Consider the following 19,353-nt stretch of genomic DNA (forward strand, 5'->3'; position numbering starts at 1 on the left):
TTCCGCCTTCTTCCTCGCCTTTTCCTCCAGGGCCTTCTGCTTTTTCTCTTCGCGGGCGAGTCTTTCGGCCTCTTTCCTTATCTGGCTTTCGATCCGCGCGTCCTCTTTCTCTTTCTTCTTCGCCGCCGCCAACGCCTGTTTTTCCGCTGCTTTCAAGGCCTTACCGGATGACCCGGGCCCCGACTCCTCCTTTTTTATTCCTTCACCTGCTGCCTTAGATGCTTTTCCGCGCACGAGGGCTTCTTCCTTTTCTTTCCTTGCCGCTTCTTTCTCCGCTTTTATCCTGGTCTTCTCTTCCAGAGCTTTTTGTCTATTTTCTTTCCGGGCGAGCTTTTCCGCCTCTTTTTTCTTCTGGCGTTCGAGCCTCGCGTCCTCTTTCTCTTTCTTCCTCGCCGCCGCGAGCGTTCGTTCCTCGACTTCTTTCCTGGCCTTTTCAGCCTGCCTGGCCTCTTTGAGGATCTCTTTTTCTTTTAGCATCGCTTCTTTATTTGCCTTCTTTTCCGCCGCGGCTTTTACACGAGCTTCCTCTTTTTCCCTGATCGTCGCTTCTTTCTCCGCTTTTATCCTCGCCTTGTTCTCCAGGGCCTTCTGCCTTTTCTCCTCGGCCAGCTTCTTGGCCTCGAGCCTTTTCAATCTCTCTTCCATTTTCCTGTCCAGAGCGACCTTCCTGCTCTCTATCCTTTTCAGCGTTTTTTCCTTATCACCTCTTTTAAGCCTGTACGCGTCAACGGCCGCGTCCTGTACATCAGCGGTTTTCTCTTGTTGGACGTTATCCTGATCTATCGCGACCGCGACATACCCTCCGGGGCCAGCGGCCACAAAGACCAGGGTGCAACACGCAATGAATAATACCAGGTGTTTCTTCACTGAACTCCTTTCCGATCTATCTTTTCCGCTCAAGTATCACTACCTTTCTGCCGGAATCCATCTTTATGTGGAAGTTATTCAGGAACGACATCCCCAAAAGACCCTCGGTCCCAGGATCCAGGACCGACACTTCGGATATGACCGCTTTTACGTTGTTGGCTTCTATTCCACCTACTACGACAGAATCCAGGAGCACCATACGACCCTGAGTAACACTTCCGTCAGTCCACCCCATCTTGACGGCCTTTGATATCGCCTTATCTATATTGAGCACCCTTTGCGCGGTGGCTGGCGTAAGAACCACATAAGGCGACCCCGTATCCAGGATAAGATCGACACGCGAAGTCCCGTTCAATAGAGCCCCCACCGTTATCCTGTCCGGATCGCCGTACCTGATCTCCGTTCTCCGCACGCCCTTCTTGTCCTTTTCCAAAGACCCGGTCATTTCATCCAGTACTTTTGTCCTGGCTTCCCCCGCAAGGGCTTCTATGTTCACCACGTCCCGGACCGGCACCCCAACACTACCTCCGCCGATATCCACGGTAAGTTCTTTACCGTTGCGGGATAGTATCACGCCCTTCAGGTTCATACCGTTCTTCAGGTTTATCAGGACTATCTCCTTGCTCTCGAGATCGCCTTTATCCTCACCTTTGGCCTTGTTATAAGCCTCAACGACCACATCCCTGGCCTCCAGGAAGAACTGTTGTATCTCTATCTGGAACCTATAGATGAGTGCCAGGATAAGTCCTGAAATGAATATAACAGCTCGCCAGTTAAAGTCGGATCTGCCGGTACCGATAACAATATCCTTTCTTTTTTTATGTAGTATATCATATAATCACCGGTAAGAAAGTATTATGAATGTCTTTATTTCGGGGCTGGACTCGCATGAAAATCATACCGGCAAAGAACCGAACGGGACGGAAGATCAGGGTCCTGTTCAGATGGTCAGGCCAGAACAGGTACACCATATCCTATCTCATCGGCGTGATACAGGACGCGTTCCCGTCAAGCACGGTCTCCATACTTTCGGCCGAAACCCTCAAGGACATCCGCGAATACGCGTCCGCGGACACCGGCATAACGATCCTGGCATACTCTTTCTGTTCCAACCGGGCAGCCATGGTCAAGAAAGAGATCTCCACGATCAAGAAGGATCTTCCCCGGCTCATCGTCATCTGTGGAGGACCTCACGCTACCGCTTTACCCGGGACATTGCTCGAAGCGGGAGCCGACTTTGTCTTCAGGGGAGAAGCCGAGGAGTCCTTCCTCGGGTTCCTGGAGAATATCACCAGAACGGGACACATCCCGCAAAAAGGGATCATTAACGCCCTTCCCCTCAAGGACTTCAACTCATACCCGCCCTTTGCCTACAAAATGGCCTTTTTCACTCCGATCGAGATCCGGCGAGGCTGTCACGGGACATGTGGTTTTTGCCAGACACCCCGGATCACGAACGGCATTAAAGAACGCGACATGGACTATATCGTCAAATACGCGTCGCTTATGGTGAAAGCCGGGCGCGACAGGATAAGCTTCATCACCCCGGACGCGCTGTCATACGGCTCCACTCGCAAGAACGACATCCGGCTTGATCTCCTTTCGGGAATGCTTGAAGCGGTAAGGTCCACCGGGCTCAGGATAAACCTCGGGATCTTTCCATCGGAAGTCTCTCCGAAACGGCTGGCGTCCCACCCGGAAGCGGCGGACCTCTTGAAAGAATATGTCACGAACAGCAAAATAGCGCTCGGAGGGCAGAGCGGGAGTGACCGGGTACTGGAACTCATGCGCAGGGACCACACAGTGGATGATATCCTCCGGTCCGTACACATCCTGAGGAGATCCTCTTTCCTTCCGGTAGTTGATTTCATATTAGGCACCCCGGGAGAAAGCTTTAAGGACCGGGGCAAGACGCTGGAACTCATACGTTCCCTGGTAAAAAAATACCGTATACGCGTGAACCTGCATTACTTCATCCCGTTACCCGGCACACCCATGGGAAAAATGCCGCCGGAAACTATCGAGAACAGCATAAAGAACGCGGTGTTCGACCTCATGAAGAACGGGCATGCTATGGGTGATTTTTTCGAGCAGGCGAAATTCTGCGGGGTCTAGGGCTTTTACGGGTATAGCGCGCGCCCTCGAGATAAGGACGCGCGCTATACATATTCATTCCCCGAAAACCTGAGAATCTATTACCGGGGCATAACCTTCGGGGACAGCCACGGGAAATGTCGCCACTTCATACACCCCGACAAGTCCCCTCAAAAGAAGAGCCGCGATACCGTCGAACGTGCCCTTTGCGGCGCCGGTCGCTATCCCGTCCTCCTTACTTGTATCAACCACGTGTTTTGGCAGTTCGAACACCGCGGTCGTAACGTTCATAAGTCCCCTGCCAAGTTTGGTCACCGGATTATCCTCAGCGTGCGCCACCGGACATCCCATGAGAACAACAGCCACGATCACTATCGTGTATACAGTTTTTTTCATTCTCCTCCTCCCCCAAGGTTATCATCCTTATACAAAACCCTACTCTCCGGGCTTATCTCGACCGCGCAATATATCGAATATAATGTCACTGCATTTCCGTTTCAAGACCTTCCTGCCCGCGCCCGCGGAATAAAGGTGGTCCAGGGCGGAGACACCTTCCTCGGGCGAGAACGATTTCCTGTCTATATCCAGGGACCTGCAGACACTCCTCACCAGCGCCAGTTTTTCTTTCTTGTCGTATTTTTTCCAATCATACCCGTCGGCACTGAGGTCCGCCGGGAAGGCCCGGACCGGCAATACGAATAAAATGACCAACGTAGCTAATATCCGGACAGCCCTCATCGTGTATTTCCTTCTATACCACCTGCGGCTGCCTTAAGCTCCAGGGACCTTTTCACTATCTTATGCATCTCCGGGCTTTCCCCCTTGCCTACCTTGACCAGGAAAGACGCGATGCTGAGATTGGCCCGGACAGTGAAGAACGCGACCTCGGCCATGAATTCCGGCGTGTTATTCGCGGCGGACCTGATGTAGCTGTTCAGGAAATCCGACTCATACTTGCTCAAAAGCTCAGGATACCCACTGACCTGGTTCCTCAATTGTGCTATGAAATACCCCACGTCGAACGCCCTGGGCATCAGGATGGAACTGTCAAAATCTATTACCGAGATAAAAAGTGTGCCAATATCATGCGTCAGGTCCTGACCGATTATGATGTTCTTGGGATGGAAATCACCGTGGTTCTGTACAAGCCCATCCTTGCCGCCAAGCAGCATACGCTCCTCCTCCGCCGCTACCCAGGCGATCAGAGATTCCATCTCTTTAAGATAAGGACTATGCGTATCGTTGAATATCCTGCCATACCGTTCGAATCGGTTACTCTCTTTCTCAACGGTCTCATTAATCTCATCGATGAATATCCCGGCGTCATGGAACCTGGCAAGCCACTTCGCCGCAAGTTTCACATATTCGGACGCTATCGACGGACTTACGCTGCCCATAAGGTCAAAAAGCCTCTTACCACGCTGCCCTTCTTCCATGAGGGACATGTCCTCCTCGTTCACGCTCATCATCCTGGGCACCCTGTAGACCGGACCGCCAAAAGCCCCGGCGCGCAGCTTTTCCGTAAAGTCCGCGGAACGCCGCATTTTCCTCCATTTTTTACTTTCCCTCACTTTCTTTACGATTATCCTGTCACGCACCTCATCGTCACCTTTTGTTCCAAGGGTTATCTCCGTGACCACTATATTGCTTCCGGCACGTGGTATCTCCTTGAAGAATGGCCTGCAACGGCCTCCTTTTATCTCAAGCGCGAGTTCATTAGCGTTCTTTACGGGATGGTCGAACTGTGTGGGCAATTTACCCGCTACACTGATATCATGCGTGTCCGAGCCGGACGTAGCCGTGAACTTGTACCGGTGCCAGTGCAAGAGGCCTCGATAGTTCTCTTCTATGCTATGATTGTTGCTGAAGATCTCCAGCGCGTCTATCCTGGGGTCCAATATCCTGTCTTCCGCGGGCATCTTTCCTGAACGAAAAGGATGAGCCCAGACTAAAGCGGCTTCCGGATATTCCCGTTTCAGGTCGTCTATACTGATGGTCCCTGTAAGGCTCCGATCCGCGCCAAAGACCAGTACATGGCCGATATCGGTTTCGGCCTCCTGCCCCGGGAAAATAAGAAAACTACTGTCCACTTCCGCGAGCTTCCGGAGCTCCTCGATCTCCTGCGGGCTCCACAGATAACAGTGGTCCGTCAGAACGAGCCCCTGGATACCTTTGGCTACTATCTTCTTGACCAGGGCTACGGGGTCTACATTACTGCAGGCGGAATGTTTTGACGTATGAGCGTGTAACTCTAAAAGCATGGTGAAATTATATCACAGTGCCTCACCCCGCCATAGCCTTTTTGTCCCGGGTACCAGCCCCAGCATTTTTTATGAAAGTAAAAATATGGGGACTGGTACAGCTCAGAGTTATGCCCCCGCTGATGTACCTGTCTCCTTAAAAACGAGGGACTGGTTTTCCTGAACCGTTCACTCCTAGCTTAAACCTGTCCAGAGATTTATCAAATGCTTGATTTGTTAAATTTAAAAAAGTTTGTTGTCTTCTGGACGTGATCGTGTATAATGAACAATAAGTAAAATTTAATAAAGTTATATTCTGGAGCATATGGGGAAACACATATTGCGAAGTAAAATAATAACTTCTTTATTCATAATGCTTTTTACCCTTGGGCAACTATCGGGTCTGACCGGTAGCGCTTATGGCCTCAGCGTACAACCCCTCACTTCCCCGTTATCCGAAAAAGCCGAGAATGAGAACGTCATAAAAACTTATGTCGTGAGCCGCGTCCTTCCCGCCCTGAGAAGTTCCGGAACTTCCAGTGAGGAAGAACTTAACGCGGCATTATCGACACAAACGCTTTATTCCGCCACGCCCGGAGAGACCAGGCGTATCCAAGTACTTAAGATACAACCTTTCAATGAGGGACTTTACACCATATTCCTTACAGTGAACGGGGAATTTTTCAAGGCTTCAGTATCGATATCTTCCGGCGATATTATCGTATCCGCGGCCCATCTGGACGTAGACACTTTTCCGGCATCTTCCACGCTTGAGATAGATCCCAGGGCTAAGCGTATCGCCTCCAAATATCGCGGAAGGCAATCCATCTCGGTCGACCAGACCGACCTGCCGATCCTTTCCGCTTCCCTGCTTGATCTTCTTACAGCCGCCGGACATACGGGACTGTTCCGGGATATACCCGGAGCGAACGCGTACCTCAGAAAAGCATCACAACACGCGCATGATCAGGAACCGTTCATGTCCTGGACGGGCCATGACATAACACTTGAAAGCATGCTGGCGGCTGTCATGGATAACCGTCCCGACCTGGGCAACGATATCTCCTCTCTGTGTTTCGCGATCGGCAGGGTTTTCTATTCCATGCGAAGTAATCCCGTTGTAAAAAAAGAAGCGGACAGGAAAAGTGAGTTATTCTACCGGCTGGCCCATCAAATAAGGCCTGACGATTTCACTTACCATGAGGCCTGGATATGGTCCCTCTACCACTCAAAGAACAAACAGGCGGCCAGGACGGAATTCGCGTCCCTGATGAGGGTCCCTTCGCTGTCCCCAAAACAAAAACGCATAATCAAGTCCCACCTGGCTTATGATCATTTCAATGAAGCGTTCGCGATCATACGCCACATGACTCATGACCGATCGAACTTTTACGGCAACCTTTCCCACGCCGAAGAACTTTTAAGTCAACTCGACGCGCTTCTACCAACCATGGAAATTATGGGCTATCCACGCGTTATGTCGGTAAAAGGCATGGGATACTGTCTTCTCGCCCGGCTCATGAAACTGGACCTTTCTTCACGCCATAAATTCGCCGGGACTGCCGTCAAATCCGGGGACGCGCGGTCCCTCGTACTGAGGATATTCTCGAACCTGGATAAAAGTGCCGGATGGCTTACCAGAGCGGTCGTTACGGCTGATACCATACAGGCCACCCACACCGATGTGGACGAACGCCAGTTGGAACACGCCGCGAACATGCTGAGCGAAGGAGTAGAACAGGCCTATCCCACGATGTCTTTCTGCTGGCAGGAAATAACCTCTGGCAACATGTCCTTTCCCGACCCCGAAGACATATCACATATATCCGACGCCCTGGACGGTTGGACATTGAATAATATTTCCGCTTTACGTGCCCAGGCTACCAGCGCCATACACCGCCACAAAAAAGACGTTTCAAAGCTCAAACTATGGGTCAAAGCTCATCGAAAAGCGTACACACGGGCAAGGGCATTCCTATGGGACCGCACTACGCCCTTTTCGGACGACACGGACGCCTTAGCCGATATGCGACGCGCGATAGCGTTATCCCTTGAGCGGGATATCCCGGACCTTTGTGATACCCCGGAAGGGACCGAACAAATGATGGCGTCCATAGCGGATGCTACCGTGGCATATATCGTAGAAGCTGCCGGACTGGACGATGTCGGGCTGGCCGCGCTCAACATAATGAGGGGACTGGACACCCCGGACCGAACACTAGGCAGGATCATTGAGCTTCTTCCCTTGCGGTTCCGCGAGGAAAAAGACAATGTATTGAAACATAAAATAAGAAACGTAGCCGCATTCCTCGACATCACCATAACAAAGGACAGACCGGCCCCCAGGGAAGCCCCCGCTCCCGTCGAGGCCGGGGACGACATCTTATCCGCCATCGATACGGAGACGCTCGCGCATCTGAGAAAAGAAAGCGCCACGGACACACAGAAAACGCTTCTCTCTTTCATGACCAGCAAAGACTGGCGTTTCAGGCTTTTCGCGACCGTTTCCCTCGGCGATACCGGCGCCAGGAACCCTAACGTGAAACCCGCCCTGGAGACCGCCACAAAGGACGCGCACTACCTGGTAAGATACGCCGCCCACACAAGCCTGGCCGGCATGAAAGAACCCGGACACGATCTTTTCATGACCATTTACAGGGCTATCGCGAAAGGCGATCCAGCAACCCTGGCGACATTATACAAGACCAGGAACGCTTCTACACGATCGACGATAATGGCCGGGACCTCGGAATCTTCCCCGTCAGTAAGGATAACATGCCTGCGGGCTTTACCACCCAGTTCCCGCGACAGGGAAAGTTTCGCCGTCATCAACCGTGCCCTGTCAGATCCAGACCCGGACGTAAGGCACGCGGCCGCCGATATCGTCGCTTCGGTAAACACCCTTAAACAGAAAAAACTTGAGGAACTCTTCGCCCCGGACGGGAAAACCTCCCTTATGGTACGATTGGCCCGTCTCAGAAGCGCATATGTACATATCCACCCATGGTACGACCGTCTCAATAACGGTAACCGCGCGATAGCGGACGATGCCGCGGCCTCACTGGAATGGCTGGAAGAGTACTTGCCGGCCATCTGTTCCCGAGCCGCAGAGCTGATGGCCGATCCATCAGCGTGGCAAAAGAGCTTAAAGGATTTCTCATCGCATTACTACGAAGCCTCTTCATATCTTGACGAGCTAGAAGAGAAGACCTCTTCCCTGTCAGAGCACATATCGCAAATTATCGCATCAAGGATATCCCTGTTGAACAAACAAGTCTCAGCTTCACGGGAAAACCTCGTAAAAGTAAGGGTTGAACGCCTTACAGACGATTTCCTGATATTGGACAACCTGCTGGAGAGCATGAACTCGCTCACCGACCCCGGCAACGAAGAGGGATATCTTTCCATATCAGCGTTCGACGACCTGGGTCTGGAGGTATCGACAAGACTTGAGAACATCGACCTGTACGCCCTGGCGCTTGAGACATACAAGGACATCCTCTCCACGATAGACGAGGGCCAAACAGAAGCGCTCCGCATTTCCCTGCTGCTCGACGATTTCCAGATCCTCGATCGATATATGAACACGCTCGAGGATTTCCGCAACGACTTCCTTCTAGCGGAAGCGTTCAACTATAAATGTTTTGACGAGATAACGGACGATAACGTGTTGCGTTTCTGCGCGGACATACCCGCAAGGACAGCGTTCCTGCGGTCCCTCAGGGAAACGATCGACACAGAAAAGGCCGAACTGGAGTCCTTTAAACAGAATGCGCGCGCCATGGGTGGCCCCGACGCCGCGATCGAGCAGGCGAGCCAGGAAATACTCGCGCTTATCATCGCCGACATGGGCGCCTCTCCTCAAGGCAGCCTTAACATCATAGACTGGGGAACGAACATACACCTTTCGCCCCTCACCTCGGGATCCATCGACTCTTTCCTCTCGGGCGTGAAAAAGAAACTCGAAACGGCACGTGCGATAAAAATACTCGGGATAAGGGCCGCCGCGACACTCGCTCCCCTGGAAGCGTTACGAGGCTTCTTTCCTGACAGCACGCTAGATGAGAACGAAGCCGAAATAAGGGGGATCTCACGGGAAATGGAAGAGGCCTTTGACACATTGGGCGAATTCAATCCAATGGAAAGCGATTTCGAGAGCCGCGTAATAGAGACCGAACTGCGTATCGCCGATCTAGAGGCACGGCTCAGCGGCATCGAGACCTCGTTGCTCTCCCAACGGCTCGCCCTGGTGACTAAACAGGTAAAACCCCTGGTATCGCTCATAAGCATATGGGCTGATTCCTGGCTCGACCCTTCTTTCAGGCCCTCGGACCTGCAGCAAATACGCACGACCACAAAAGAACTCTCATCACTTATGTCCGAATCACCTTCGTCCGCTGAAGGCATACGAAAGCTTTCTTCCCGCATGATCGCTCGGATGAATAAATTGATAAGTTCCGTAGACCAGATGTCACAGGCTTACGGTGTACAGTTCTTCAACCCCAGAAGAGACATTGTGCTGAACGCTTTCAGGCGCAACACACTGGACTTTATACGAAGCTCCATAGAGGCGGCCGAGGGCGCGGAGATGCGCCATGAGGGCTTCAATCTTCCCATCGTCCATATCGTTGTCCCGTATTTCGACGAACAGGGCCTGATAGCAGATGCCGAATGTGTGGCTTTTTATAACTCCCCTTCCGAGCTCGGCGCCATAAGCTTCACTACAGCAAAAGTAGCCGAACCACCCTTCCACCTTAACGAAGATGCCGTTTCGATCGTGTCCGGCATGCTAGATGCCCTTGGCGATGGTCCTGACACATCCCCTGTATTCGGGCTGCTGGCTGACCTGGACAGACAAAAAAGGGTCCACAACGCAATGATCACATCCAACGATCCGAATTTCGCGGGTATAGTCCTTCCCTTCGAATATGTTACCGGCATGTTCACAAGGTCACTGCAACACTATGCGGCACTTATGAACATGTCGGACACGAGCGGGATATCACCCTCGGTCCCGGTCCCGCTCGACAAGGTGTTCGCCCGCTTCGCGGGAGAAGGGCTTCTCGCGTCAGAGAGAGAAGTCCCTTTTTATGCCGAAGACCTTCTCGCAAAGCTTATAGAAAAACATACCGCGCTAGAAACACGTGAAAGCGATGGTGAAGCGGACGAATATGACACCCTGGTCAAAGAACACCTTTCAACGGTAATAACGGCGTATATATCATGGCTCAACAGGTACAAATCCGGGGACAACTCGACCCGCGCCCAGTTCCTGAGATCAATGTTGACGCTTTTGAACAAGACATCTTCCGGTGCATATCCCATGCCGGGAGAGGACACGGAGCCCCCACAACCCATACTTACAATGGATGAGGACCATGCCGGCAGTGTTAACCTTTTCCGCTTCTATCCTCCTGTCCGGGATTATAGCGGTGTATATTATGACCCTAAACACATGCAATTCCGCGCCGCGGACACGGAGCTCGGCAAAAAAGGTCTTCTCCTGGCCAAGGCGCTATCTATGTCCCAGGATTCCTTCATGAGCGCGCTTTTAGGCGATCCGTTCGACACCCTGCGCGATAAGCTTTCGGATACGGATGCTCCGTGGCTCAAGGAGTTCAATGAGACGTTCTCCCTTCTGGCCGGGGACAATACCATACACATATCGGTCGTCAAGGACCTGCCCGTGAACTCCATGCGTTCAGGAAAAACAATATTGTTCAACGAGGATTTCATTGATTTCATACTCGAGAACATATGGACCGATGACGCCGCGGCTTTCGTCCTCGGGGAACGCGTCATGCATGAATTCGGCCATATCGCGCACAGGGGCCGCGGGCTTACGCGTCTGGAAGAAGAAGTCCGCCAGATAGAAGCGGATGTGCTCCTTTACGAAAGGACAGTCCTTAACAATCCCGAAAACGCGGAAATGATCGGAAAATTCACTGATATCATGGTCAAGTCCGGCGGTTATGAGAAAAAATTCAGCCGCATGTTCAATTCGTCACAACTGTTCAGGAACATCGCCCATTGGGCGGAACTTATAGAAAAAGGCGTCGACCGGGATAAGGTCCGCGCCGAAATAAGGGTTTTCGCGAAAAAGATCCTGTCGGATATGATAATAGTACCTTCAGACACCAATCTTTTTCCGGCGGCACCCGAACAGTCCTTCTCCCTTTCCCTGGCCCTGGCTAACAACTACGCGGGGCGCCTTATGGAAAGCGACGTAACGCTCCTTAACAATGTCGATACGCTACCCCAGCGCGACCTTGCGCGTACCCGTCGCGTATTGATATCATCCTCCCTTATCCCCGGATGCCAGAAGAACATGATATACGATATCAACCGAGCGTCCAGGAAAGCCTACGACAACGGGTTTACCCGCGACCTCGTCGAGATCAAACCCTTGAGTTATCTCCACAACCAGCATTCCGACGAGAACACCGACATCGTGATGCTCCTGGAAAAAGAAGATACCCTTATGTTCTCCACCAGAGAAAAACACCTTGTATTTGAAAGGAACGCGGCTTCTCCCGTGCTTATAAACGGGCTGGTAGCCGCCGGCAGGGCCGTACTTTATAACGACCTGAACGCGTTGCGGAACATCATCGCGCTCTTAAGCGGCATGGACGCGGACGACCTTCCTTCCGCGACCGAACTGGGGCGCTACATGGAAAACAACCGGGAAGAGTTCGCCAGGGCCCTTACGATAACACTACCCGGCATAAGCCTCGCGAGCCGCGACATAGAGGAACTCAACCGCAACCTCATGCACCTCTTGCAGTTTGCCTGATCCCTGCCAGCAAGGTCCGTTCCGCTATCTGCAGTTATTCGTTGAAATACTCTTCGCCGAACTTCTTAAGCGCCTTCTCGAGTTCGTCCGCGTTCGCCACGTCCAGGCCCTGCTTGGTCTTCATCGCGTAATACATGGCCCTGTGAAGAAGCTCGAGCTTAACGGTGTATGATTCGCTATCCGTCTCGGGCTTCAATCTCTGCGCCATGAAATAATACGCGATAACATCGCTTATCTTATCGGCATGGACATCCTTATTGTTCACCCAGCGCACTATCTGGTTATAATCAACGGGTAAAGCGGCTGAGAGTTTATTTATCATCTCGATACATTTACGGACGGTCTTGAGGTCCTCCAGCATCATATCTATACGCATATGGTCGTCGTATATCCCACATGGCACTTGACAATGTGCCTGGACCGTTCCCGCTACCGGGATCATGGCCGCCAGGAACACCAGCGCGGCCGCAACAAATGAACATATCCTTCCCATACATACCTCCTTTTTTAGGGCCAGCATTGTCAATTATATATAAGACAGGGGCTTGTTGCTAACAAAAAATGGGTGTTACGCGTATACCCGAGTTCCCTTGTATTACCAGGCCGCTTCTGGCATAATAGTTTTATAGCGATCCCTCGCCACGGACATGGGGCGCGCGACAAAAACAAAGGGAAAAATGAATAGCGCTGAATACGAAAAAGAATTAGAAGAATTGCGACGGGTAGCGGAAACCCATAAGGTCCTAAATAAATTACTGCAGTACTCCATTGGCACTACTGCCCTGCCGGAATTCCTTGAATTCTGTATCGATAGCATAACATCCGCCCCGCTTTTTCCCGGGGAACAAAAAGGCGCTATTTTCCTGGTGGAGGACGGTTCGGACACTTTGGTCATGAAAGCCCAGAAAGGGCTCGCGGAACACCTCCTCACATCCTGTGCTAATGTTCCTTTCGGACAATGCCTTTGCGGCCATGCCGCGGCCACACGCAAACTGGTCTATACCAGCCACGTCGACGAACAGCACACAACGAGATATGAAGGCATGCCTCAACACGGCCACTATTGCGTCCCGATACTGTTGGAGGACAAACTCCTGGGGGTACTGAATCTTTACGTCAAAAAGGCCCACATAAAAAATAATGATGAGGTCGATTTCCTTACCGCCGTGACCGATGTCCTTGCCCTGGTCATTAATAACCATCTCATGGAGGAACAGATAGGCAAATTCCAGGTCCAGTTGCTCAAATCCGGCAAGCTGGCCTCTATCGGCCAGCTTGCCGCCGGCATAGCCCATGAGATCAATAACCCGATAGGTTTTGTGGGCAGCAATCTCAATACATTCACTAAATATATGGACAATTACGCCAGGCTTATCGAAGCGACGGATGCCCTGAGAAGGGCGATAGACCGAAAAGACACGAAGAGCACCAAGGAGATAAGTGAGAGGATAGCCTCGATAGAGAAGGAAATAGACATGGATTTCGTCTCAAAGGACATTGGCGACCTCATAAAAGAGAGCAAGGACGGTATCAGCCGCATTAAGGACCTCATCTCCGACCTCAAGACGTTCACACATAGTTCCGGCAACGCTCCCGAGACGGTCTGCGTGCAGGATGTCATTGAGAATGTCCTGAAGATCGTATCTCATGAGATCAAGAACAAAGTGGAGATCTCCAGGGAATACCTTAACACCCCCTGCGTGAATTGCGACCCGCAGAAACTCGGGCAGGTCCTCGTGAACTTAATGGTCAACGCGGCCCAGGCCATCGAAAAAAAGGGGATCATCTCGATAAAGATATACCCTGATGGCGGATATTCATGTATAGATATTTCCGACACGGGTTCCGGCATACCGCGGGATATCATAGGCAAGATATTCGACCCATTCTTCACCACCAAAGCATCCGGTATCGGGACAGGTCTGGGCCTCAGCATATCCAAAGACATAATCCACCAGATCGGCGGCGACCTGCTGGTCCGCTCAGAGGTCGGCAAAGGCACCACCTTCACCGTAAAATTACCGATACAACAGTGACCAGCCCCCCCCTAAAATGTAGAGAGGCCCGCAGGTGTTCATGCGGGCCCCGTAAGAAAAGGATCAGAATCTATAAGCTACGTTCACCTCACCACCATAGGCATCCAGGGAATTATCCGGCCAGAACACCTCATTATCCCTGTTGCCGCCTTTCAGCCTCTGCCATTCGGCCCTGAAAAGAAGCCCCACGACCCAGTTCTCGTCTATACTGTACTCTACGCCTGTATCCAGGTTTATATAATAAGAACCTTCTTTGCCTTCTATCCCGCCGCCTATACTGTTATGCGCGTAATCATAAAGCACGATACCCCATATGGGTTTAACGAAAAGAGCCAGTTTTTCGTTCACCATGAAGTCAAATTTACCACCCAGCTCCAGCGCGTGGATATAAAAATCCTCGTCCACCGTATCGGTGATGGTTATCGTATTCAATATGTTAAAATTTGTGCGGGTGAACCGCATGAATTTATAATTGTATCCAATAAGCGGGGTGAGATACATGTTAGGTTCGGATGACGAGCCCATATCGAGCGGTACCGCCCATCCCAGCAGGAACCCGGAATCCAGCGCCCAATATTTCATATCGTTGGTCTGATATCTGGCACCGCCTACATCCCATGTCTCGGAATCCTCGCTGGTAAATGAGAATCCGACCCGCATTTCCCCTTCCCAGGACTCATGGTCGTACTCTTTCAAGGCAAGTCCTGTCCTGTTGAGGTACGCCGACCAGTTCGAGTCCAGCTGGGTCCCGGAAAGGTCTTCACTTTCCTTATAGGTAACATACCCGCTGTAACTCTCAACATCCACTTTCCAGGCCACCGCCCATGCGGTGGCTTGCATAGCAAATACCAGGACGATACATGCTATCCCCAAAACTATCGACTTTTTCCCCACGGCACTCCCCCCTTTACTTTTCTCCACAGTGAATAAGTAACTTTCCGCCTTACCATCTACGTATACTTAACCACAGTTTTGATAAAATTTCAATCTTTTTTTGCATTTATAATAAGACAAGGCCGGTGTCAGAATGGAATGTTAAATAATTAGGGACGTTTCTCGAATCAATCCCCGGTCGTAAAAACTCCCAATCTCCGGTCTGTCCCCATTTTAATCCCAGGTATGTCCCTATCATATATTTTTGCAGCACTTTCACTTTAAGTATTGTCTCTATATATAGGGTGATATCATGGTGCGTACATCAAGAATCTATATGGAAAATGCATGTTACCATATCGTCTCAAGAGGAAATCAAAAACAATTTATTTTTCCCCATGACGACGATCTTGAAAAACTTTTATCTATTATAAGAAAATATAAACTCGCTTTCAAAGTCAAAATCTATTCTTATTGTATCATGGGAAATCATTACCACATACTGTTAGATCCTCCCGACATTAAGGCACTTACCAAGCTCATGCAAGGTGTAAATATGTCCTATACCCAGTACTATAACTATAAATACAACAAATGCGGTCATTTATGGCAGGGAAGGTATAAGAGCTATATTATTACTAAAAACTCGTATATGTATAACTGCGTTAACTATATAGAATACAATCCCGTTAGAGCAAATATTGTCGATAAACCCGAATCTTACAAATGGTCCAGTTATTGTGGCAGAAACGGCCTATCTCAGGACCTACTTCTTGACCAGATAACCCTTTAATGGACGACCGAGAATACAATGTTCGAGGAAGTATCCCGAACCCTATTGAGGGGACAGACCTGGGATTACTTTTGTACCAGACCTGGGTTTGATTCCTCCCACGACCCAGGTTCAACTTGAGAAACGTCCCTACTCGTTACGAACTCTATTGAGGGGACAGACCTGGGATTACTTTTGTACCAGACCTGGGTTTGATTCCTCCCACGACCCAGGTTCAACTTGAGAAACGTCCCTACTCGTTTACTCGTTTCCGTACTACTCGCTACAGAGATTCACGACTTCTGTCAGCCCCGATTCCATTGAAGATAACATTTTTTCTGCATATCGATCATTAGGATTATACTTCAAGTATAATTTCAAATCTTCTTTGGCCTCCTCTTCCCTTTTTAGGTATATTTTGGCTACAGCTATAAATTTTAATGCTTGACCATTTGGATGCAATTTATTTGCATACTCATATTCTTTTAGGGCTTTTTCAAAATTTTGTGAATCCATATAATTCTTAGCTTGAATCATTCTTGCCATAACATTATCAGGTTGGATTTTTATCAGCTTATTTAAATATTTTACTGAATTCCGCCATGATCCTTTAATATCTAAATCGTGCGCATAGCTATAGCATTTGCCTAAGTAAAATAACACCTCTGGATTATCTGAATCAGTTTGATAATACTGTTCGATGTACTCAATTATCTTTCCCAGTTTATCTCTCACATTTGATTTAAATCTTTCATCCTTACTTAGATATATTGGCTCTCCTAAAAAATACTTTTCTATTGATTTTAAATTCACTATAGCTTCAAAGTATAATTTACTTTCTTCAGTATCACTTAAAGATAAACCCATTTGATTCAGGCTAAGAACAAAAAGGATACCAATACATAACAATTTTAATCTCATAACTTAATCCTACTTATCACCGGGAGGGATAACTTCTCCTGTGTCTTTGTGTACTTTTACTGCATATTGAAAATATGCATCTTCCGTCTTATAGTAGTAATTATCTTTCGTTATATAGTAGTAATCTCCTCTCAAAAAAGTCCAAATCTGTGCCATATCATCTCCAGCTGAATTATATCTGGAATCTCTACTTTTTTTCCTTAACGAAAAAGAAAGATCAAGATAAGGTTCAGCTAACTTTATCGCCTCTTCTTGAGATATATTGTTATCTTTCGAAAACTTACTATATCCTTCTGGATATGGTCCCTTCTTCAAACACCCTCCTAATAAGACACTAACAATTATAACAAAAACTGTCAAAGACAAATAAGTTTTTTTCATTAGAAATCCTCCATATTTTGGACATTAACGCTTATGCTTGCTTGCAAACTATAACCTAGATCGCGTATTTAATAAGCTAATTTCTATTATATCACCACTTGAGTCTTCAATCCTAACACTTCTATGCCCATCAGGCAAATATATTTCTTCCAATATTTTGAAATTACTATACCCCAGAACTTCAGTAATTTCATATTCTAAAAGAGCATCTGCAAAATCCTGTGGATTTGAAAAAGGCCTATCAGCATATGGCAACCAAATCCCTAATTCTTCCGCAACATTCAAAGCAAGATCTGTGCAGTTATTCGCCCCCAAGGTATAATAATTATCTCTTTGATATGTTGGATCATACAGACCAGCTAACTGATCTTTGAATTCATCTACCGAAATACCATACCAACAGGTTGATTCATGATAATGATGGTTAAATGAACCATCATTACGGATTTGCGACTGATGTGTTCTAACCAACTCGGTTAAATCACCATGCATTAAATCCAGCTGATGAGGATATAATCCAATCATTATTTCCCTTCCATTCTCAATTCCTTTTAAATTTGTAAAAATTTCATCTCGCCTACCTGCAAAATCTTCTCCAATAGAAAACTCTATTGAGGTCGACATGTTCCTAAACGTATCTGTAAGCACACCCGTTTGATCAATATAGTCATTTGCCAACAAGCTATCCCAAATAGCATTTGCTTCAATTTCAGCAGATCCAGCATCTTTTATTACTACTCCTCCTGTAATGATTTCTTGCGCCAAATCACTCTTTATCACAGTTCCATTAGGATCCCAGAAGCCAACCATAGTATGCCCATATGGATCTATTTGAGCTGATGTATTAATCTTCCCATCACTCCCATATGAAAAATCATCTGGCCTAGCAGCATAAAATCTTATTGCATACTCGCCCTGCGGCACATCTTCACTTTCCAAACGATTTGAATCTGCATATGCTACAGATGTTCCTAATATAGAAGTTAACTCGTCATAAGATGTCATTACCTTATCCATGACATCCCAACCCTGAGTCTCAATGTCTATATCTTGCCCCTCTAACCCTGTAAGATTAACATCACCTGTAAGGAAATCGAATTGGACACCATCTGTTTCTGTATATACCAGTTCTCCATTTGAAAATCTAAAGTTGCCATCTGCATAAGTTATTGATCCATCAATTAAGCTTCCGTCACTGAGCATATAAATACTGCCACCTTCAATCGCAGGCGTTATTCCCAATACAACTTCACCATACAGATCCTTGAACTGGATGTAGTCCTGCATACCGTTCGTAAACATTTGTTCGATTATGTAGCCGTCTACGGTTTCAATTATTTTTCCGTTAAAGTACCGCAAATCATTGTAGGGACTTACAAAGAGATCGCCCATGGCCATGAAGTCGCCGTATTCGTAGCCGTATAGGTCGTTCCAGAGGCCCGTTTGATCGTCATATGCGAAATATGCCGAACCGAAGTTTGAGCCCGTGTTATCGTTTATATCGACTTTTGCCAATTGAACGCCGTCCGTATATTCCACAAACGTGTAATTTTGTGAGTTTATTTGATTCTGTAAATATGTTCCGGCGGTTAAACCGTGAGTATCTATAGCGTCTAACATTTCGCCGTCGAACAAACTACCTCCGTAGAGATCTATAGCTTCCTGCATATTCCGGTCTCTTATAGCTTGTGTTAGATCTTCTGACATCTGCTGATAGCCGGTGTTCTGCCATGACCAATTCGCCATATCGTTTACATACGCGTTCTCATTGAAGGTTTGACCGTCGGTCGACCAGTATTTCGGGTCATATTTGTACGGTTTATCCGGAACAGCCAAGGCATGGCCTGTAAAAGAATTAACAACGTGGAATATTGTGCTTGAGATGCCGGGAACTAATGAGTTGGCAATGCCACCCAAGAGCTGGGCTCCCATTTGTTCTACTATCGGAGGGAGGTCTAATTCATCGAAGAGATAATTTATACCTATTTTACTTATGCCGTCTACCGCGCCTTGAAGCGCTCCGTCGAGCCATGCTCCCGGACTTCCGCCACCTGATCCGAACGTACCAAGGCCGGCTTGAAGGCTTGAACGTATCATTATCCCCGCTATATTGGATATGCGGGGGTCTATTCCCATAGCTTCGCCGGCATAAGTAACTCCGTAATACGCCAGTTCACGCGTAATATCCGGGGCGATCTTCTCCAGCGCTTGCCCTACCGTTATGTCCGGATCGAGAGAAGCCCCCGTGATCACACTCGTGGTCATCGAAAGTATATTTAGAAAAACAGGGACACATCCTATTTTTTGTGTATTCTTGGACGCCCCCTTGAACGCATGTTAATTTTAACTCCGACAAGCTCAGATATTTCCTCAATA

Annotated in this window: 14 protein-coding genes; 4 read left to right on the top strand and 10 right to left on the bottom strand. The window is 48.7% G+C overall.

Annotated elements, in window-relative coordinates:
• A partial coding sequence (locus tag PHH49_06425; protein MDD5488576.1) for a hypothetical protein occupies positions 1-867 on the bottom strand: 867 nt, incomplete at its 3' end.
• A 16-nt stretch (positions 868-883) separates the two neighbouring features.
• On the bottom strand, positions 884-1,546 hold the full coding sequence (locus tag PHH49_06430) for a retropepsin-like aspartic protease (GenBank protein MDD5488577.1): 663 nt from the start codon (positions 1,544-1,546) through the stop codon (positions 884-886).
• 209 nt (positions 1,547-1,755) lie between these two features.
• Here PHH49_06430 and PHH49_06435 point away from each other — a divergent pair, with 209 nt between their 5' ends.
• Positions 1,756-2,982 (top strand): TIGR04013 family B12-binding domain/radical SAM domain-containing protein, encoded by a 1,227-nt coding sequence (locus PHH49_06435; protein MDD5488578.1) that lies wholly within the window; start codon positions 1,756-1,758, stop codon positions 2,980-2,982.
• 54 nt (positions 2,983-3,036) lie between these two features.
• Here PHH49_06435 and PHH49_06440 read toward each other — a convergent pair whose 3' ends face one another.
• The 3 genes from PHH49_06440 to PHH49_06450 are packed head-to-tail and all read right to left on the bottom strand — an operon-like array spanning position 3,037 to position 5,222.
• Entirely contained in the window at positions 3,037-3,357 is a 321-nt protein-coding gene (locus PHH49_06440; protein ID MDD5488579.1) for an exosortase system-associated protein, TIGR04073 family, read from the bottom strand.
• Between the two features lie 39 nt (positions 3,358-3,396).
• Positions 3,397-3,699 (bottom strand): hypothetical protein, encoded by a 303-nt coding sequence (locus PHH49_06445; protein MDD5488580.1) that lies wholly within the window; start codon positions 3,697-3,699, stop codon positions 3,397-3,399.
• A complete protein-coding gene (locus tag PHH49_06450) occupies positions 3,696-5,222 on the bottom strand; it encodes a phosphotransferase (GenBank protein ID MDD5488581.1) in 1,527 nt (508 codons plus the stop codon). Before PHH49_06450 ends, PHH49_06445 begins: the two co-directional genes overlap by 4 nt.
• Positions 5,223-5,526: 304 nt before the next feature.
• Between PHH49_06450 and PHH49_06455 the strand changes: the two genes are divergently transcribed.
• Positions 5,527-11,994: a HEAT repeat domain-containing protein gene (locus PHH49_06455; GenBank protein ID MDD5488582.1), complete on the top strand. Its 6,468-nt coding sequence runs from the start codon at positions 5,527-5,529 to the stop codon at positions 11,992-11,994.
• Between the two features lie 34 nt (positions 11,995-12,028).
• Here the strand turns inward: PHH49_06455 and PHH49_06460 are convergent, their stop codons facing one another.
• Positions 12,029-12,487, bottom strand: a complete 459-nt coding sequence (locus PHH49_06460) for a superoxide dismutase [Ni] (protein ID MDD5488583.1) — start codon at positions 12,485-12,487, stop codon at positions 12,029-12,031.
• A 184-nt stretch (positions 12,488-12,671) separates the two neighbouring features.
• Here PHH49_06460 and PHH49_06465 point away from each other — a divergent pair, with 184 nt between their 5' ends.
• Positions 12,672-14,030 (top strand): ATP-binding protein, encoded by a 1,359-nt coding sequence (locus PHH49_06465; GenBank protein ID MDD5488584.1) that lies wholly within the window; start codon positions 12,672-12,674, stop codon positions 14,028-14,030.
• 63 nt (positions 14,031-14,093) lie between these two features.
• Here PHH49_06465 and PHH49_06470 read toward each other — a convergent pair whose 3' ends face one another.
• A complete protein-coding gene (locus tag PHH49_06470) occupies positions 14,094-14,924 on the bottom strand; it encodes a hypothetical protein (GenBank protein ID MDD5488585.1) in 831 nt (276 codons plus the stop codon).
• 316 nt (positions 14,925-15,240) lie between these two features.
• Here PHH49_06470 and PHH49_06475 point away from each other — a divergent pair, with 316 nt between their 5' ends.
• Positions 15,241-15,696 carry a transposase gene (locus PHH49_06475; protein ID MDD5488586.1) on the top strand — a complete coding sequence of 152 codons (456 nt, stop codon included), beginning with the start codon at positions 15,241-15,243 and terminating at the stop codon, positions 15,694-15,696.
• Positions 15,697-15,951: 255 nt separating this feature from the next.
• On the opposite strand, the gene PHH49_06480 is transcribed toward PHH49_06475, so the two are convergent.
• The 3 genes from PHH49_06480 to PHH49_06490 all read right to left on the bottom strand — a co-directional run bounded on the left by PHH49_06480 (position 15,952) and on the right by PHH49_06490 (position 19,242).
• Positions 15,952-16,596 (bottom strand): tetratricopeptide repeat protein, encoded by a 645-nt coding sequence (locus PHH49_06480; GenBank protein MDD5488587.1) that lies wholly within the window; start codon positions 16,594-16,596, stop codon positions 15,952-15,954.
• A gap of 9 nt (positions 16,597-16,605) precedes the next feature.
• Positions 16,606-16,911, bottom strand: a complete 306-nt coding sequence (locus PHH49_06485; GenBank protein MDD5488588.1) for a hypothetical protein — start codon at positions 16,909-16,911, stop codon at positions 16,606-16,608.
• Positions 16,912-17,025: 114 nt separating this feature from the next.
• Entirely contained in the window at positions 17,026-19,242 is a 2,217-nt protein-coding gene (locus tag PHH49_06490) for a hypothetical protein (GenBank protein MDD5488589.1), read from the bottom strand.
• Between the last annotated feature and the right edge of the window lie 111 nt (positions 19,243-19,353).

The sequence above is a fragment of the Candidatus Omnitrophota bacterium genome (assembly GCA_028715965.1).
Lineage (GTDB): Bacteria > Omnitrophota > Gorgyraeia > Tantalellales > Tantalellaceae > JAQUQS01.